Origin of the sequence: Leifsonia sp. EB41 (assembly GCF_041262565.1) — a bacterium.
GTDB lineage: Bacteria > Actinomycetota > Actinomycetes > Actinomycetales > Microbacteriaceae > Leifsonia.
On the sequence record NZ_JBGCCJ010000001.1, the window covers coordinates 3,962,668 to 3,978,874 of the forward strand.

General features: G+C 66.5%; 15 protein-coding genes and 1 other RNA gene. 12 read left to right on the forward strand and 4 right to left on the reverse strand.

All coding sequences use genetic code 11. From position 1 onward, the window contains the following. Positions 1–21 precede the first annotated feature (21 nt). Both ABH923_RS19530 and ABH923_RS19535 read left to right on the forward strand, forming a co-directional pair. Positions 22–786: a tyrosine-protein phosphatase gene (locus ABH923_RS19530; RefSeq protein WP_370057057.1), complete on the forward strand. Its 765-nt coding sequence runs from the start codon at positions 22–24 to the stop codon at positions 784–786. Positions 787–850: 64 nt separating this feature from the next. Next, a complete protein-coding gene (locus tag ABH923_RS19535; protein WP_370057058.1) occupies positions 851–1,585 on the forward strand; it encodes a hypothetical protein in 735 nt (244 codons plus the stop codon). A 16-nt stretch (positions 1,586–1,601) separates the two neighbouring features. On the opposite strand, the gene ABH923_RS19540 is transcribed toward ABH923_RS19535, so the two are convergent. Then, positions 1,602–2,267 (reverse strand): SIMPL domain-containing protein, encoded by a 666-nt coding sequence (locus ABH923_RS19540; protein WP_370057059.1) that lies wholly within the window; start codon positions 2,265–2,267, stop codon positions 1,602–1,604. 125 nt (positions 2,268–2,392) lie between these two features. On the opposite strand from ABH923_RS19540, the gene ssrA reads away from it, so the two are divergent. After that, positions 2,393–2,787: a transfer-messenger RNA gene (gene ssrA / locus ABH923_RS19545) on the forward strand. 186 nt (positions 2,788–2,973) lie between these two features. Here ssrA and ABH923_RS19550 read toward each other — a convergent pair. Next, the gene (locus tag ABH923_RS19550; protein ID WP_370057060.1) at positions 2,974–4,152 is read right to left on the reverse strand and encodes a tyrosine-type recombinase/integrase; all 1,179 of its coding nucleotides are present in this window, start codon (positions 4,150–4,152) and stop codon (positions 2,974–2,976) included. 1,446 nt (positions 4,153–5,598) lie between these two features. Further along, positions 5,599–5,724, reverse strand: coding sequence for a hypothetical protein (locus ABH923_RS19555; protein ID WP_370057061.1), 126 nt, complete (start codon positions 5,722–5,724; stop codon positions 5,599–5,601). Between the two features lie 783 nt (positions 5,725–6,507). Here ABH923_RS19555 and ABH923_RS19560 point away from each other — a divergent pair. From ABH923_RS19560 to ABH923_RS19585, 6 genes are all read left to right on the forward strand, one after another. Beyond that, positions 6,508–7,824 (forward strand): threonine/serine exporter ThrE family protein, encoded by a 1,317-nt coding sequence (locus tag ABH923_RS19560; protein WP_370057062.1) that lies wholly within the window; start codon positions 6,508–6,510, stop codon positions 7,822–7,824. A 254-nt stretch (positions 7,825–8,078) separates the two neighbouring features. Then, entirely contained in the window at positions 8,079–9,539 is a 1,461-nt protein-coding gene (locus tag ABH923_RS19565; protein ID WP_370057063.1) for an APC family permease, read from the forward strand. Between the two features lie 53 nt (positions 9,540–9,592). Beyond that, positions 9,593–9,982 (forward strand): hypothetical protein, encoded by a 390-nt coding sequence (locus ABH923_RS19570; RefSeq protein ID WP_370057064.1) that lies wholly within the window; start codon positions 9,593–9,595, stop codon positions 9,980–9,982. After that, positions 9,982–11,334, forward strand: a complete 1,353-nt coding sequence (locus ABH923_RS19575; RefSeq protein WP_370057065.1) for a dipeptidase — start codon at positions 9,982–9,984, stop codon at positions 11,332–11,334. Before ABH923_RS19570 ends, ABH923_RS19575 begins: the two co-directional genes overlap by 1 nt. A gap of 35 nt (positions 11,335–11,369) precedes the next feature. Beyond that, a complete protein-coding gene (locus ABH923_RS19580) occupies positions 11,370–12,650 on the forward strand; it encodes an APC family permease (RefSeq protein ID WP_370057066.1) in 1,281 nt (426 codons plus the stop codon). After that, complete coding sequence (locus ABH923_RS19585) at positions 12,647–13,762, forward strand: peptidoglycan-binding protein (RefSeq protein ID WP_370057067.1); 1,116 nt, start codon at positions 12,647–12,649, stop codon at positions 13,760–13,762. The genes ABH923_RS19580 and ABH923_RS19585 overlap by 4 nt, the downstream gene beginning before the upstream one ends. Before the next feature lie 355 nt (positions 13,763–14,117). Here ABH923_RS19585 and ABH923_RS19590 read toward each other — a convergent pair whose 3' ends face one another. Continuing rightward, positions 14,118–14,291 carry a hypothetical protein gene (locus ABH923_RS19590; protein WP_370057068.1) on the reverse strand — a complete coding sequence of 58 codons (174 nt, stop codon included), beginning with the start codon at positions 14,289–14,291 and terminating at the stop codon, positions 14,118–14,120. 243 nt (positions 14,292–14,534) lie between these two features. Here ABH923_RS19590 and ABH923_RS19595 point away from each other — a divergent pair, with 243 nt between their 5' ends. The 3 genes from ABH923_RS19595 (at position 14,535) to ABH923_RS19605 (ending at position 16,125) form a co-directional block, all read left to right on the forward strand. Further along, on the forward strand, positions 14,535–14,681 hold the full coding sequence (locus tag ABH923_RS19595) for a hypothetical protein (RefSeq protein WP_370057069.1): 147 nt from the start codon (positions 14,535–14,537) through the stop codon (positions 14,679–14,681). A gap of 439 nt (positions 14,682–15,120) precedes the next feature. Further along, positions 15,121–15,894: a response regulator transcription factor gene (locus tag ABH923_RS19600; protein WP_370057070.1), complete on the forward strand. Its 774-nt coding sequence runs from the start codon at positions 15,121–15,123 to the stop codon at positions 15,892–15,894. Between the two features lie 60 nt (positions 15,895–15,954). Beyond that, the gene (locus tag ABH923_RS19605; RefSeq protein ID WP_370057071.1) at positions 15,955–16,125 is read left to right on the forward strand and encodes a hypothetical protein; all 171 of its coding nucleotides are present in this window, start codon (positions 15,955–15,957) and stop codon (positions 16,123–16,125) included. Positions 16,126–16,207 lie beyond the last annotated feature (82 nt).

The window sequence follows — 16,207 nt, forward strand, 5'->3', positions numbered from 1 at the left end:
CCCCGGTGGCAGGATGAGGGCATGAGTACGAACGACGAGGTGACGGCGGGCGTCGTCGCCGCGCGCATCCCGGTGAACGGCACCTACAACTTCCGCGACGCGGGCGGGTATCCGGTTCCGGAGGGCGTGGTGCGCCGCGGCAAGCTGTTCCGCTCGGACGGCCTGGCGCGGCTCGGCGACGAGGGGCGGCAGGCGCTGCGCGACCTCGACGTGCGGGTCGTGATCGACCTGCGCGACGACTTCGAGGTCTCCGTGCTGCCGGACGACGTCGCCGGCCTGGGCCTCCAGCGCCTCCACCTCCCGGTGTTCGAGGGCTCCGGCGCCTCGCAGTCGACCATCGGCATCACGCTGGTGGGGCTCTACGAGAAGATCCTGCTGCAGCACGGCGACGTCGTCGTGACCGCGCTGCGGGAGATCGCGGACACCGGCGAGGAGGCCGTCGTCGTGCACTGCACGGCCGGCAAGGACCGCACCGGCATCGTCGTCGCGCTCGCTCTGCTCGCCGTCGGCGTCGACCGCGAGCTCGTCATCGCGGATTACGCGGCGACGCAGGCCAACCTCCGCGGCCCCTGGCTGGACGCCATGCTCGACCTGGTGCGCAGCCACGGGGTGGAGGTCACGCCCGACCTCCGCATCATCCTCGGCGGCAGCCCGCCCGAGGCGCTCGAGGAGGCGCTCGACCTGGTCGAACGCCGGTTCGGGAGCGTGCGCGGGTACTTGCTCGCCACCGGCATGGACGAGCTGGAGCTGGCGAAGCTGCGCTCCGTGCTGGTTGAGCCGGCGTGAGTTCACATCGAAGCCATAACCGGCGTTCAGCGGTATCGCGGCTGGATCAGGTGTTCTTGTGAGCATGGACGAGAACCAACCCACCGAGCCGCTGTACCCGCAGGAGCCGGGCGCTCAGCAGCCCGGCGCGCAGCAGCCTGGCGCACAGCAGCCGCAGGACGTCCCGCCGCAGCAGGGCGTTCCGCCGCAGCAGGCGGGGAATGCGTACGGACGGCAGGCGCCGCAGTACGGCGCGGCCGCGCGACCGGTGGGGGAGCCGTTCTACAAGCGTCACGGACTGGCGTTCGCCATCTCGACGCTGGTGCTCGGCGTCATCGTGCTGTTCGGCATCGCCGGGGCCGGCGCGTTCGCCGTGGGCTCCATCGTGTTCCACGGTGGCTCGTCCGTGTCCCGGCTGCTGCACGACGGCAACCGCGGCCCGGTGCAGGTGAAGCCGGGCGCTCCCGGGTTCCCCGGGCAGAACGGCAAGGGCAACGGCTCCGGCCAGAGCGGTCGGCAGGACGAGGGCCCGATCGCCAAGGGCGTCGTCCGCGGAACCGTGACGACGATCTCCGGCGCGTCCTGGACCATCACGACTCAGCGGGGCGCGACCTTGACCGTCGAAACCTCCTCGTCCACCGTGTACGGCGCGCCAGGCCAGACCCAGAAGGCGTCCGACTTCGCCGTCGGCGACGAGGTGATCGTCGTCGGCACCCGCTCGGGCACCACGGTGACGGCGCTCCGCATCCTGAACGTCGCCGACCTCCCGCTGCGGCCCGGGCAGTCGAGCGCGACGCCGACGCCGAAGCCGAGCAGCTGAGCGACCGGCGCTCGCCTCAGGACGCCGCGAACCGCGCGTGCACCTGCACCGCGACCGTGATGTCCTCCGGCTTGAGCGCGAGCGTCGCTCCGTCGAAGTCCGCCGACATCGCGCGCGCCTGGAGCGGCTGCGGCTGACCGTTCGTCGGCCCGTCGCCGAGCATCCCCGGGTCGCTGAGCGCGAGCGGCTTCACGGTCGTCAGCCCGAGGCTCGTCGCGTAGACCGTCGCCTTGGCCACCGCGTTCTCCACCGCCCGGCGCCGTGCCTCCTGCGTGATCGACTGCCGCCGCGCCTCCGTCAGACTCCAGGTGACGCCCTGGATCGTGACGCCGTCGAGCAGGGAGACCACGCCGACCCAGTCGGAGAGCGCGGTCAGCTCGCTGAAGGTGACGTCCATCCCGACCTCCGCGTGGTAGATCGGAGCGAGCCGGCGCCCGTCCTGGTTCCACGGCCGGTCGCCCCAGACACGGAACTGGTCGGAGGCCCACGCGGTCACCGGTCCGGTCTGCGGGTTGTGCAACTCGCGCAGCTCGGAGGCGAGGGAGGCGTGCCGCTGGGTGGCGAGGGCGAGCGTCTCGCTGCGCTCCTCGCCCTCATAGGCCACGCTCAGCCGCACCGCTCCCCGCTCGGCCGGATGCGTCAGCTCGAACTCGCCCTGGACGGTGATGATGGTGTCGGCCATCCACCGATCGTGGCATAGATGTGGGAGCGGTGTTGTTATAGGATGAGAAGCTCGCCGCCAGGAGCGGCGTGTATCTGGACAACTCAACAGCGCGCGATGACGACCCGGCCTCACGGCCGTCGCACGGGGATGATCGGTTTCGACATTGTCTGCACGAGTGTGAGAAGCGGGTCGAGGACGCATGGTTATCTCGTAAACGATCCATGCAAAACAATAAGTGCCAATAACAAGAGCACTGTCTCGGCCAAGGCCGACTTCGCCCTCGCGGCGTAAGTTCCCCTTCGCTATTTAAGAGACCGTCAGACCGGGAACTGTCTTCTACCCGGATCCTGGCGTCAGCTAGAAGACTTGCTTCTGCATTGAGCATCAGGGTGCAGAGGGACTCCAACTGATACTGAGCCCGTCGGAGCAGGTGCCAGAGACAAGTTCCGGGGCTGAGAAAGCGACTTAACTGGCTACACCCGTAGAAGGCACATGACCACAGCAGTGGACGGGGGTTCGATTCCCCCCATCTCCACCGATCGGTCGTCGTCGCGCGTTGCTTGAGATCCGCGTAATCACGCGGAAGTTGGGGTCTTTTCCGCTTGCGGGGAAGGCCCCGATTTTGTCTCGTGCCCACACTTTGCCCACACTTTTGTGGGCGATGGGTGATCTCGTTGCACCCAATGGAGCCCATTGTGATGACTAAGGGGCTGTAGCCGCAGACTCAGTTGAGCGCCCACACGTCGGCGAGGTTGGCTCGGCGTGCACCTTCGTCGAGGCGCTCAGCCACCTCGTCGAGGTCGTCTTCAAACAGGTCCGCGTATGTGTCGAGCGTCATCGCGGCCGACTTGTGGCCGAGCATCCGCTGTACGGCCTTGACGTTCGCTCCGGAGCTGACTGCGAGGCTGGCTGCCGTGTGCCGGAGGTCGTGCGGGGTGAGCCGTTCGATATCAGACGCGATGAGAGCGTCGAGGAACCATGACGACGTACCGGCGCTGGTCTTTGGTCTGCGTAGGAATTGTCCGAACCGATCGGCGAAGACGAGGTCGTCCGGCGCCTTGCCCTCGCAGAGTTGGGCGAGCGGTTCGGCGAGGACGGCCGGGAATGGCACAGCACGCTTCTCCCACGACTTGGGTGCGCCGACGAGGATCTTGCCGTCGACTTCGGTGGCTGTTCGGCTAATCTGCAGGCGGCGGCGCAGCATGTTCAGGTCGCGAACTTGTAGCCCGACGGCTTCTCCCCATCGCAGCCCACAGTAGGCGAGCAGGACGATCAATGTCCGTTGCGTCGGGGTAGAGGCGGCGGAGGCGAAACGGGCGACCTCGGCGTGGCTGAGATAGCGACGTGGCTTGTTCGACACCTTGCGGGGCGCGCCCTCGGTGCGCCGGGCAACGTTCTTGGGTACTCGCCCGTCTTTGAGGGCCATGTCGAGGACGCCAGCGAGGACACCAAGGGCGCGGAGGACTACCGTCGCTGATCGCGGTCGGGCCTGTGTCACAGGGATGGTCTTTCCGTCGCTCTTGTGAGTGATGGCCGTTCCTTGGCCGAGCTGACGGATCCACTGCTCGACGGCGCTGGCGCGGATCGCCCCGACTGGAGTCGTTGCCCAACGCGGGCCAACGTAGACGCGCCAGGAGACCGCGATCGAGTGATAGCTCGAGGGCTTCATCGATTGCTTCTTATTGGCTAGCCACTCGCTAGCCAGTTCGCCGACTGTGACGCGCGCCGCAGATGCGGACACGAACGCCCCAGTTGCTTTCGAGATTTCTATGTTGGCGAGGTAGAGCTCGGCATCGCGCTTGGTGGTGAACCCCCGCTTGTCCGTCTGAACGTGCTCCGGTGTCCGGTACCGGACACGCCAGCGCCGCCCGGATGTTGTGTCGTACGGAGTGATGCTTCCCATCGCGATCTCCTTTGAACTGCTCGCGGCCCTTCGCATTGGAAGTGCCCCTCACTTACACGTTGCCCACTTCCGGAGAAAACGGCGCGCATTTCGAGTTTGGGGCTTACGAACGATCGAAACCTACAGTGCGCATTTCCATTGGCCGCCCCGCTCCCTGATGTTGGCGTGTTGGGAGACCGTGTCAAGGGCGCTGCGCGTCGGTTCGCGATGCAGCGGAGCTGCACCCTTGACTCGGCCTCCCAACGCGCGAGACTGTTCGCTGCGGGGCCGCCGGAGACGTGGTCGGAGGGTGAGGTTCTCGTGTTAGGCATTTGGTGTTCGCCTGCTGAGTGCATGACGACTCAGTCCCGTCAGGGCGGCGAGTGAGTTCCAGCTTTCGCCGGCATTGCGTAGACGTGCGATCAACTCGTCGCGCTCGGAGCGAGCGGAGTGTTGTTCACGCCGCAGGCGTTCTACCGTCGCCGAGACGTCACGTAGCTGCCGGAGGGCCTGAGCACGTCCGCCCCACCTGGTTTCCAGCTCTAGGAGAGCGTTGGCAGTTCGTGCTCTCTCAGCGATGCGCTGCCTCTCGGATGAGAGTTTGACGGAGGCGGCGTCGTGCTCCAGCCGCTGACGCGCGTACGAATCGGCGCGTCCCTGCGCCCGCTTTGATTTCCCCCGAATTGCCATGCACCTTGGTTTACACGCGACCCCTGTCATTCCGGTCGCGGAGAAGCGCTCCACTTAAAGTGCCTACGTGCATTCGTCTTTCGCCTCTTGTATTCGCTCTGCTCTCCTTGTCTTGGTCACTTGCTTTCGTCTGGATTCGTATCGTTCTTCTTCGGCTCGTTCGTTTCTTGCGTTACTTCCATCGGTTCGGACTTTGGTTGCTTCTAGCCGTTTCCTCCCGCATCGCGCCCATCCGGGCATAGGGGCCGCCCCAAGCGACGCCGGCTATTGACAGAGTTCATTGGGCCGAGGCACATCTCGCAATCCGTGAGTCGCCGCGGCTAGAGGCTCGATCGAGCAATCGACCTGCGTTCGTGGGATACGACGACCTGTGCGCTTTCTGCCGCCGGCGTCCGGGTGCGCAACGTTTAGATCGTAGGTCGCAGCTTGTCGCGCATGGTGGCGGCGGATTGGGTCCAGAGGTCAGCGTCGGCGAGAATCACTACTACCGTGTCGTCCGCTAGTCCGGTGCGTATTTTGACGCCTTCCATTCTCGCGAGTCGTCGCACCTCGCGACGGATGGCGGCGACGTCATCTTCGCTGCTTAGCCTGTGGGCAGACTGCTGCTGAGTGATGGCGTGACGGAGAAGCCGCTTCGCTAATGCATGACTTTTCATGACCCTCCAGGTGGTCGTTCGCAGGATGATATCTCGGGGCCGGTTCGCGCGCGACCGTCGGTGCGTCCACGGAAACCCCCGTAACCGCAGGAATCCGCCAGGTCGCGCGCGAACGGCTTCCTCAGGCGGGTCGCACTTCCCGGCCGTGGACGGTGACCGCGTAGATGACGAGGAGGTCGAGTGCCACCATCACGATCAACCACCAGGGCTGCGCGGGCAGCGACATAAGCTGGCTGACCGCGTTCATCGCCACGTGCTTAACCGGGCAGCCTGGGCTCCCTCCGAACCCTGAGCGAAGTCAGACCGGATCGACTGTCTGATCCGACTGGTCACGGGCGAAACCGCGCGTCGCCTCCTCGTAAGTCGTGTGCGGTCGGCTCGGGTGAGACTCAGCGGGTGGGGGAACCTCCGCATGTGCGAGCGCGTTCAGAACCAGCTGCTCCACCAGAGCGGCCGGCGTCGTCCGCCGGCGCGCGGAGATCCGCTCCAACGCGCGGTACTCAGCCGGATCCAGGACCACCTTCAGGGGGATGCCACCCGGCGCGCTCCCCGGTCCCAACGTTGACGCACCCGTAAACTCCTCCACAATCCCAGTGTGCGAGCCGAAACCGTCCCCGTCTAGATCGCCTAGCACCGCATCCCGAGAAGTGTCACCACCAAACGGAGCCCTAGTGTCACCGATGTCCTGAGACACATTCGTCAGCGATGTCGTGAGACCTAACACAGCGCTCCACTTACAGTGCGCCACCTACGTGCATTGGCTCCGGGTTCATTGGGCCGGAGTTCTTCTCTCTTGGCCTCTCTGTATCCCCCTGGTTCTTGTCGGTCTTGGGCTTGGTCTCTTTATCTCTCATTGGGGCCCGTCTCTCTTGGGCTTGGCCACTTCTGTCCCGCTCGGCTGTCGGTTCGCAACCGTCTCGGCACCTCGGCCGCGCCGTCGTCGAAGCAGGATCTTGCCGGGCGTTGGGCACGGGGTGGATTATGCCGATTCGAGGACGGTAGCGCGGTCGGCGAGCGACGGGAGCAACAGGTGGACCTCGGGGGAGTTTGGCGCAACCTGGTCCGTCGCTGGCGCGAGCCGAAAGTAATCGAGTCGAGCACGAGCAACGACCCCTCGACGACGCAGGCTTTTCTGATGGGGCTCGGGAGTGCGCTGCTCTCGGTCGGAGTCGCCACCACCGATATTCAGCGCACGCTCCGGTCTGTGGGGAACGCGCTCGGCCATCCGGGGATGTCGATCATCGTGTTGCCGACGGTGATGATCGTCTCGTTGCCGGGCACCGAGAGCCGCGGCCTGCAGGCGGTTACTCCGGTTGCCAGTGAGGTCCGGTTCGACCGTGCCGCCGACGTGTATCGGCTCGTTCTTGCGGCTGAAAATGGTGAGTTGTCCGCGGAAGAGGGGATCACGAGCCTCGAGGAATCGCTCGCACGCCCGCCGCGTTTCGCGCCGGTGGTGCGCGTCGTCGGTCACGGGGTCGCCGCGGCCGGGGTGGCGTTGGTGCTTCTCGGTGCTCAGTTGGACAGCATGCTCGGGGCGTTCGTCCTCGGAGCTCTGGTCGGCGCCGCCAAGTTGACGGTCCGGCCCGGTTCGTTCGGTGCGACGATCCTGCCGGTGTTCCTGTCCTTCGTCGCGGCCCTTCTCGTGTTCACGGCCGCTGAAGCGCACATCATCGCGATTCCGCTTCAGGTGCTCGTCCCCGCGATGGTGACCCTGCTGCCGGGTGCTGCGCTGACGACGGGTATTCAGGAGCTCGCCTCAGGCGACATGGTTTCTGGCTCGAGTCGCCTGGTGTACGGCCTGACGCAGCTCGGTCTCCTCGCGTCGGGGATCGTCGCCGCGCTGAGTATCACTGGGCTCTCGCCCTCGACGGCGCTTTTCGCCCCTGAGCCCGGATTCGGGGTATTCGAGCCGTGGGTCGGCGTCGTCCTTCTTGCCACAGGGTTCTACCTGTACTACTGCGGCCCCAGCCGGTCGATCTTCTACCTGGCCTTCACGCTGCTCATCGCGTACGCGGCGCAGGTGCTGACCGCCCAGGTCCTTCCGGCGGTGTTCGGCGGCTTCGTAGGTGCATTCGCCCTCACGGTGGTGGCGTACCTTTTGCAAGCCCTCCCTGGGGCGCCGCCTGCCGTGGTGTGCTTCCTTCCGGCCTTCTGGCTCCTGGTCCCGGGAGCAGCGGGGTTGATCGGTCTCACGCAGCGTGTGCTCGGGTTGGCCCTCGACTCGCTGAGTCTGTTCACCATCCTCGGCTCGATCGTGGCCATCGCGCTTGGTGTTGTAACTGGCACGGCGTTCTACCGTCAGATCTACCGCGTTGCCCCATCCCGATGGGGTTTGCGGTTCGGCTGAGCCGAACGGGCAACGGCCCTCGCCACCACAAAATTGGTCTCTTGCCGAGATCCAACCAGCGGATGCACCATTCTGCCGGAGGGAACGAACTCCGCCGGCCGGCTGCGGGGGCGCAGCCGGCCGACATCCCGCCAGCACAGCCCTGGGGACGGATGAAGTCACCGTAGGTCGCGACAGCGACAGCGGCGCAATCATCGGGAAGGAGTGGTGAGCATGTTCAGTTCGTTGGGTTCTCTCGAGGTGGGGACGCTGTCGTGAGCGCCGCCGACGCCGACGCGAGCCGGTCCTTCGCAGCCGCGGCTTCGAAGTCGCAGTCCCGGGTGTGGATCACCTGGGTGGCCCTGGCCCTGATGACGACCAGTTCGGTGGCCAGCCTCCGGCCCGCGCCGACGATGGCCGTCTACGGCTTGGCATCCGTGTTCCTCTACCTGGTTCCGGCCATCCTGTTCCTGCTGCCGACCTCGCTGGTGTCGGCGGAGCTGGCCTCGGGATGGAAGGGCGGCGTCTACAACTGGGTGTCGACCGGGATCTCCAAGCCGATGGGATTCCTGGCGGTGTGGTGCCAGTTCGCGATGACGATCTTCTATTACCCGAGCCTTCTCGGGTTCGTTGCGAGCACCCTCGCCTATGTCATCAATCCTGACTTGGCCAGCAACGGGGTCTGGACCGCTTTGGTGATCATGGTCTGCTATTGGTCCGGGGTGTTCATCTCCAGCCGAGGCACCAAGGGTGTCGCAGGGCTGGCGAGCGGCGGCCTGATCATCGGCACCCTCATCCCGGGTGCCTTGCTGATCTTCCTCGGGGCGGTCTTTCTCGGGCAGGGCCACCCGTCGGCGGCGCCGATGACGGCGGCGAACCTACTGCCGCAGTGGGCCGGAATCGCGAGCCTGGTGCTGATCGTGAACAACTTCCTCTCCTACAGCGGCATGGAGATGAACGCCGTCCATGTGTCCTCGCTCCGTAATCCGGCGAAGGAGTTCCCGCGTGCGATGTTCCTCGCGATGGGGCTGGTGCTGTTGATCTTCATCCTGCCGGCGCTGGCGATCAGCTGGATCGTCCCGGCAGACCAGCTGTCGTTGACGGCCGGCGTGATGCAGGCCTTCGACGCGATCTTCGCCCAGTTCGGAGTGCAATGGCTGACGCCGATCATCGGCATCATGCTCGTCGCGGCCTCGCTCGGCGGCATGCTCACCTGGCTGGCCGGCCCGTCGAAGGGCCTGCTGCTGATCTCACGTCAGGAGGGCTACCTGCCCCCGTTCCTGCAGAAGCTGAACAAGAACGGCGTGCAGCAGAACCTCCTGGTCACCCAAGGACTGGTTACGACCGTGATCGCACTCGGCTACGCCCTCATCCCGAGCGTGTCGAGCGCGTATTGGATCTTCTCGGTGATCACTACCCAGGTGTACCTGATCATGTACCTGCTGATGTTCATCGCCGCCGCACGATTGCGGAGGACACAGGCGGATCACCCTCGCGGTTTCCATGCCCCGATCTTGATCACTCTCTGCGTGGTCGGCTTTCTCGCGTCGTTCGCAGCACTGCTTGTGGGATTCATTCCGCCGTCCCAATTCGCCAGCGGCAACGCCGGCGTGTACATCCTCATCGTGGCGGGAGGAGCACTTGGGCTTGGGCTGCTCGTGCCGTTCCTGTTCTACCGCCTGCGCAAGCCCTCCTGGAAGCTCGATACCGCCGAGTCGGAGGTGAGTGAGCAATGAGCACGGGAAACGAGACCTCGACTAGGCGCGGACGATCGGTCCTTTACATTGTCGTGGTCGTCATTCTGGTCATTCTTGCGGTGGTCGGTCTCTTCACGTTCCGCGGGGGCAGACAGTCCGCACAAGCTCAGGACAAAGCGACCGAGCTGGTCGCGACCCTGCACGCAGCCGGCCTCCCCACACCCACGACCGAGCAGATCGTCGGCGTGCTCGGAACCAACGGCGGTGCCGTCTGCGCCGGCCCGAACGACGCCCTCTACCGCGCCCTCGTCCTCGATAACCTCACGACGGGCACAGGCGGGTCGGGAATGAGACCCATCATCGCTGAGCGCCAGGTGCTCACGGGAACACTTGCAGTGATGAAGGTCTACTGCCCGAAGGAGGTCCCCGACTTCCAGAAGTTCGTCGACAACCTCCAGACCACCAACACGGAAGGCTCCTGATGGAAGGCGACCTGCGCGCCTCGATCCGGGAGCAGATGTCGACGGCGCGCTCGGAACTCGCCGAACTCGTATCGATGCGCTCCGTCGCCGACCCCCGCCAGTTCCCGCCAGAGGAGTGCGCTCGCGCCGCGAACTGGGTGCGCGACAAGTTCAAAGCGGAGGGCTTCTCGGATGCGCGGCTTGAGCTGACGCCGGACGGGAGTTCGGCTGTGGTGGGATCGCGGCCCGGCTCCGAACCGAACGCGCCCACGGTGCTCCTCTATACCCACTACGACGTCCAGCCGCCGCTGGATGACATTGCGTGGCGGACGCCACCGTTCGAACTGACGGAGGTCGACGGCCGCTGGTACGGTCGCGGCGCCGCCGATTGCAAAGGCAACATCGTCGCCCACCTCCTCGCGCTGCGCTCGCTCGGCGACGACGTGCCGGTGAACCTGAAGCTCGTCGTCGAAGGATCGGAGGAACAAGGCACGGGCGGCCTCGAGCAATTCGTTGCCGCGAACCCCGACGTGTTGCGGGCCGACACGATCCTGATGTGCGACACCGGCAACGCCGCCGTCGGGCGTCCTGCTGCGACAGTGACCCTGCGCGGGATGGTCAACGTCGTCGTCACGGTCGAAGCGCTCGCGTCGGAGGTGCATTCCGGGATGTTCGGAGGGCCGGCACCGGATGCGCTCGCAGCCCTCGTCGCCATGCTGGCGTCGCTGCGTGATGCCGAGGGCAACACGACCGTCAGCGGTCTCGACAACACTCGAACGTGGGCGGGCGCGCTCTACCCTCCCGACCAGTTTCGGAGGGATGCCGGTGTGCTCGACGGGGTGGACCTGCTCGGGTCGGGCCGGGTCTCCGACATGCTCTGGGCGCGCCCGGCGATCACAGTGCTGGGCATCGACTGCCCGCCGGTCACCGGGTCGACTGCGGCGATCGTGCCGCGCGCGGCCGCCCGGCTCAACCTGCGGATTCCGCCCGGCGTAGCGCCCGACGACGCACACACGGTGCTCCTCGCCCACCTGCGCTCAGCCGCGCCGTGGGGGGTGCACGTCTCAATCGAGACCGAGGCTGTCGGGCCCCCGTTCGCCGCGTCGACCGGCGGCCCGGCGTTCGAGGCCATGCGCGCAGCCATGCTGGACGCCTTCGGCACCCCGATGACGTCGCTCGGGCAGGGTGGCTCCATCCCGCTCTGCAACGTCCTTGCCGAGACCTACCCGCAGGCCGAACTGATCCTGCTCGGCGTGGAGGAGCCGCTGGCCCTGATCCACGCGCCCAACGAGAGCGTGCACCCGGGCGAGTTGGAAGGGATCGCGACCGCGATAGCGCTCTTCCTCCAGCAGTACGGTCACGCAGACAGCTGAGGAGCGCGATGAGCCAACGCGCCGAGGACAAGCGAATGACGGTCCTGCAGGCGACCTACATCGGTGTCGGATCGATGGTGGGCGCTGGCATCTTCGCGCTCCTCGGAGCAGCCGGCGCAGTAGCCGGCGCTGCGGTCTGGCTGTCATTCCTCATCGCCGGGATCATCGCCGCGCTTCAGGGCTACTCATTCGCCAAACTCGGCTCCAAGTTCCCGTCCGGCGGCGGCATCCTCACGTTCCTCTCGAAGGGGTTCGGTGAAGGCCATCTGGCCGGGATCGGAGCCTGGCTGTTCTACACTGCAGGTTCGATCGTCGTCGCCATGGTCGCCTCATCATTCGGCGGGTACGCCAGCTCGATCGTGGCCAAGAGCGACCCGGTCTGGACGAAGGTGTTCGCCGTGCTGCTCATCGTGGTGATGTCCGCGGTGAACGCGATCGGCTCGACCGTCGTTGCGCGCGTCCAGTCCGTCATCGTCACGGTCGTCCTGATCATCCTCATCCTGTTCGCCGTCGTCACCATCGCGAACTGGAACCCCTCGCTTCTCGCCCCATCCGGTTACCCCGGTTGGCAGCAGATCATCTCCAGCGTCGCGCTCACCTTCTTCGCCTTCCTCGGTTTCGGCGTGATCACCTTCACCGCAAAGGACCTCCCGGACCCGGCCCGGCAGCTGCCCAGAGCGATCTATCTCGCACTGCTTATCGCGACGACCGTGTACGTCGCGGTATCGCTTGGCGTGTTTGGGACGCTCCCCGCCGCGGACGTCGTGAAGTACGGCACGACGGCGCTCGCCGAAGCCGCGAAACCGACGCTCGGAAACGCGGGATACGTGCTGATGGTGATCACCGCGTTGTTCTCCACGACAGGCGCCGTCAACGCGGGCCTCTACCCTTCGATCGGACTCACGAAGCACCTCGCCAACGTCGGCCAGTTCCCGCCGTTCTTCGGCCGCTCACTTGGTCGATTCGCCGTCGGACTGCTGGTGATGGCGGGATTCGCGATCATCCTCGTCGCGTTCTTCAACCTGAACGCCATCGCGTCGATCGGTAGCGCCGTCGCACTGCTCGTCTTCTCGTCGGTCAGTCTCGCGCACCTCCGCATTCGGAAGCAGACGGGGGCGTCGATCGTCCTCCTTCTGATCGGTCTGGTGGCCACACTGGGAACGTTCGTCATCTTCTGCACGACCACACTGGTCTCCGAACCGGCTACCGCGTGGGCTCTGCTGGTGATCATCGCACTGGCCGTGCTGATCGACGTCATCTGGAAGGCGAGCGCAAAGCGCTCCAAGCCTCCCGTTCAGGGAGGGGTAGCAGGATGAGCGCCGCGACCGCGGGACGCCGAACGGCCGCAAAGGCGCTGGTTGTGTTAGCTGTGCTCGCCGTCGCGGGCTGTACGGGGCAGGTCAGCGACGTCGACCGCGCACAGGCGCAGGTGACCGCCGCGGAGAAGGCGGTCACGGAGGCGCAGAGCGCTGCGAAGGCCGCGTCGGACAGTTTCTGCACGGTGAGCAAGACGTACCTCCAGGCGCTGGACCGGTACGGCGACGTCTTCACGCAGACTGCGCCAACTGTCGGGGATGTCCGGAAGGCCGGCTCTGACCTGGCCAAACCGCGCGACAACGCATTCGACGGCGCCGAGGCAGCGGTCAAAGCCCAGGAGGAGCTCGTCGCCGCTCAGAAGGAGCTCGCAGACGCCCAGACTGCGTTGGAGCGGGCCAAGGCAGGTCCGTCGGGGACCCCGACAACGTCTGCCGCACCGCAGCCGTCCGCCACCCCGCTCGCGCCGGCCGCCACCGTCGACCGGGTCAAGACCGCCGAGTCGGATTTCGCCTCAGCCCAGAGCGCGATCATGGACACCACCCCGCTCGCCGACGCATCCGAGCAGTTCAACAGCGCCGTCGTTTCGCTGGAGTTCGCCTGGCTGCGGCTGTTCGTCGATGCCGGCTGCGTTCCGGATTCGCAGACCCAGGAGGCCCAGGCCGCAGTGAGTGCCTATGTGACCACGCTCCAGCAGGATCTCGCCGCAGCCGGGTACTACACCGGAGCGATCGACGGTGTCTACGGACCGCAGACGGTAGCGGCAGTGGAGGCGCTTCAGAAGGAGAGCGGGCTTCCTGTGACAGGCGCAGTCGATAAGGCGACCGCAGCCGCGCTCCAAGCCAAACTGCTTGCGGTCGGCGGCGCCGCCGCCCAGCAGGACACCGCGACGACGGCTGCGGTTCAACAGACGTTGAAGCTGGCCGGGTTCTGGGATGGACCAGTGGACGGTGTCTGGACTCCCGCACTGGCGGACGCCCTCAAATCGTTCCAGGCGAAGCTCGGAGTCGAGCAGACGGGTGCCGTCGACGCCGCAACCATCAGCGCACTGGAGAAGGCGATTGCGCAGGCGAAGCAGCCGACGTCGACCCCGTCGCCGACTCCGACGCCCTGATAGCGGGGCGCGTCAGATCGCAGGGAGACGGACCCGAAGGTCTGCTGCCGTGCCCACACTTTGCCCACAAGAATCTGAGAACATACGAGATCTCCCTGATTTCACGTGATCTCAAACCCGCGGAATTACGCGGATTTTGAGCAGTTTCCGCGGCCTGCTGAGGCGCAGAATAGGGTTCGATTCCCCCCATCTCCACACATGGTCGTCGTCGCGCGTTGTTGAGGTTCGCGGAATTCCGCGGAAGTTGGGGCTTCTCCGGTTTCGGAGAAGGCCCCATTTTGTCTCGGCTTGCGACTGGCGCCTCCCGCAGGCCGACTGCTGCGAGTGCTCGTGCGGGCGTACAGATCCGTCCTCGTCACCGACGTCTCCAGCGCCTCCACACGACGACCGCGACCACGAGCGCAACGAGGATGCCGGCGACCGAGAGCCACACGACGTCCGGTATCGGCCCGTACGCCACAGTGTCGTTGCACGGCTGACCGTTCGGCGGCGGCGTCGCGCACGACGCGTGCACCAGAGCCGCGGTCACCCGTGTTCGCTCTGCAGTCGGAGCGAAACCCTGTGCGTCAGCACCAGGACGACGGCTGCAGCACGCAGCCACCACACCACGAATCGCCCCCGCATCCGCTCAGGCTAACGGTCGGCCGGCTGCGCCGTACAGCCCGGGCTGGAAGCGAGCCCGACCCGCACGCCCCGTGAGGTGAGTCCGTCCGCCGCGACCGCGATCTCTGCGTAGAACTGCGAATACCGTTCACGCCGCCGCAGGCGCACCATGACAGCGGAGGCGATCACCGTGAACGTCCTGAGCGCGCCTGTCGAGCCCGTCGCCATCGACTGCGTCATCATCGACTGGGACCAGGTTCATCTGCCTGCGACCGGTCCGGAACCCCATCCCGCGATCGAGCCCGCCAGCCGGTAGAGCGCGGGGACGGGTGAATCGGGTCACCCGTCCCCGTCCGCCGAGCGCCTACGCACTTCTCCGTATCCCCTTCACGCGCCCGGCCTCACATCATGAGCGTCGGAGGTGGAGCCTGATGTCTGAACCGGAAGTTGTGGACGTCGACCATGTCGAAGACCGCACCCTCATCGCGTTCGCCGTGTCGATCGTTCCCGTGCACGAGCATCCGCACGAGGGGGCATCCTGAGCGGCCGTACGCGAACCGTGCGGTGGGAGGAGCCCGCCCCGGCATCGGAGGCCCTCCGAGCGGTGTCGGGGCTGGACTGCATCCGGCCCGTGATCGTCGGCGACGCGAGCCCCGCCCCGAGGGATGTCCTGCTCCGTCCCTGAGCGATCCTCACTGAGAGTTCTCGAAGACTCCGAGCCGCGCGTCCGTGGATGGTCGTATTCTGTCGCGCAGGTGCGTTGGGGGCGCAGCGCGGGCGCGATCATGGACGTTCTGGCGCAGGTACTGTCGGTCAGCTACGACGTCGACGGCGTCGCAGGGAGGGACGCGCGCGTTCGCGCCATCGCCGAGTCACTCGATGCGCTCCTCCCGTCGGAGCACTCCGGGTGGGCCGACGTCGGGTCGCTGCCCGGCGACGTCACCCTGATCGCCCGCTACGGGCCGGAACGCGCCGTCATCGTCGACGCGGTGAAGCGGACGGCCGACGCGCATCCGACCATGCTGGCCTTCCGCAGCCGCCCGCGTTCGGTGGACCCGGTCCGCCTGAGCGATCGGATCGAGCTGCGCGAGTGGCGCCGGCACCAGGTCTACTCCGAGCTGTTCAGCCTGATGGGCACCACCTATCAGGTCTCGCTCCCCGTCCAGCCGCTCGCCACCGGCAGGCTGCGGACGTGGGTGTTCAACCGGGCGGACCGCGACTTCGGCGACGACGAGCTCGAGCTCGCCCGCCGGCTGCAGCCGCTCCTGGCCGCGGTCGACCGGCTCGCGGTCGCCACCCGCCCGGCCGGCGACTCCCCGGCGTTCGCCGCGCAGGCCGATCTGACCGCCCGCGAGGCCGAGATCCTCGGGATGCTCGGCTCCGGGATGACCGCCAGCTCGATCGCGTACGTGACGCGCGTCAGCCCGCGTACCGTCCAGAAGCACATCGAGCACATCTACGTGAAGCTGGGCGTGCACGACAGGGTCTCGGCCGCGCTCCTCGCCGCGGGTCGGTTCGGCCGTCCGTAGTTCTGCGTATGGCGCCGCCTGTCGCGGATCGGCGACGATCGCAGCGATCGGGGGTGCGCGATGCTCATCCGGGCGGCGGTCTGTGCGGTCGTGGCGGCGGCTCTGCTGGCGATGCCGTCAGCGCCGCAGAACCGTGTCGTCGTCCCGGCCGGCCGGAGCGCGGGGGTCGTCGTCGTCGACCCGTTCCAGCACGCCGGAGCGCGCCCGATCGACTACGCGCCGCCCCGCTGACCGCGGAGGCTCCCGGCGCGTCGCGACCACGATCGAGCAGTTCTGGAGAAGCGCCCCGCCTCCCGCGACCGTAGATTGTGTC

Bases quoted from the DNA above. Each gene is read 5' to 3' on its own strand.
- ABH923_RS19530 (WP_370057057.1), top strand. From the start codon at position 22: ATGAGTACGAACGACGAGGTGACGGCGGGCGTCGTCGCCGCGCGCATC.
- ABH923_RS19535 (WP_370057058.1), top strand. From the start codon at position 851: ATGGACGAGAACCAACCCACCGAGCCGCTGTACCCGCAGGAGCCGGGC.
- ABH923_RS19540 (WP_370057059.1), bottom strand. From the start codon at position 2,267: ATGGCCGACACCATCATCACCGTCCAGGGCGAGTTCGAGCTGACGCAT.
- ABH923_RS19550 (WP_370057060.1), bottom strand. From the start codon at position 4,152: ATGGGAAGCATCACTCCGTACGACACAACATCCGGGCGGCGCTGGCGT.
- ABH923_RS19555 (WP_370057061.1), bottom strand. From the start codon at position 5,724: ATGAACGCGGTCAGCCAGCTTATGTCGCTGCCCGCGCAGCCCTGGTGG.
- ABH923_RS19575 (WP_370057065.1), top strand. From the start codon at position 9,982: ATGGAAGGCGACCTGCGCGCCTCGATCCGGGAGCAGATGTCGACGGCG.
- ABH923_RS19580 (WP_370057066.1), top strand. From the start codon at position 11,370: ATGACGGTCCTGCAGGCGACCTACATCGGTGTCGGATCGATGGTGGGC.
- ABH923_RS19585 (WP_370057067.1), top strand. From the start codon at position 12,647: ATGAGCGCCGCGACCGCGGGACGCCGAACGGCCGCAAAGGCGCTGGTT.
- ABH923_RS19595 (WP_370057069.1), top strand. From the start codon at position 14,535: ATGACAGCGGAGGCGATCACCGTGAACGTCCTGAGCGCGCCTGTCGAG.
- ABH923_RS19605 (WP_370057071.1), top strand. From the start codon at position 15,955: ATGCTCATCCGGGCGGCGGTCTGTGCGGTCGTGGCGGCGGCTCTGCTG.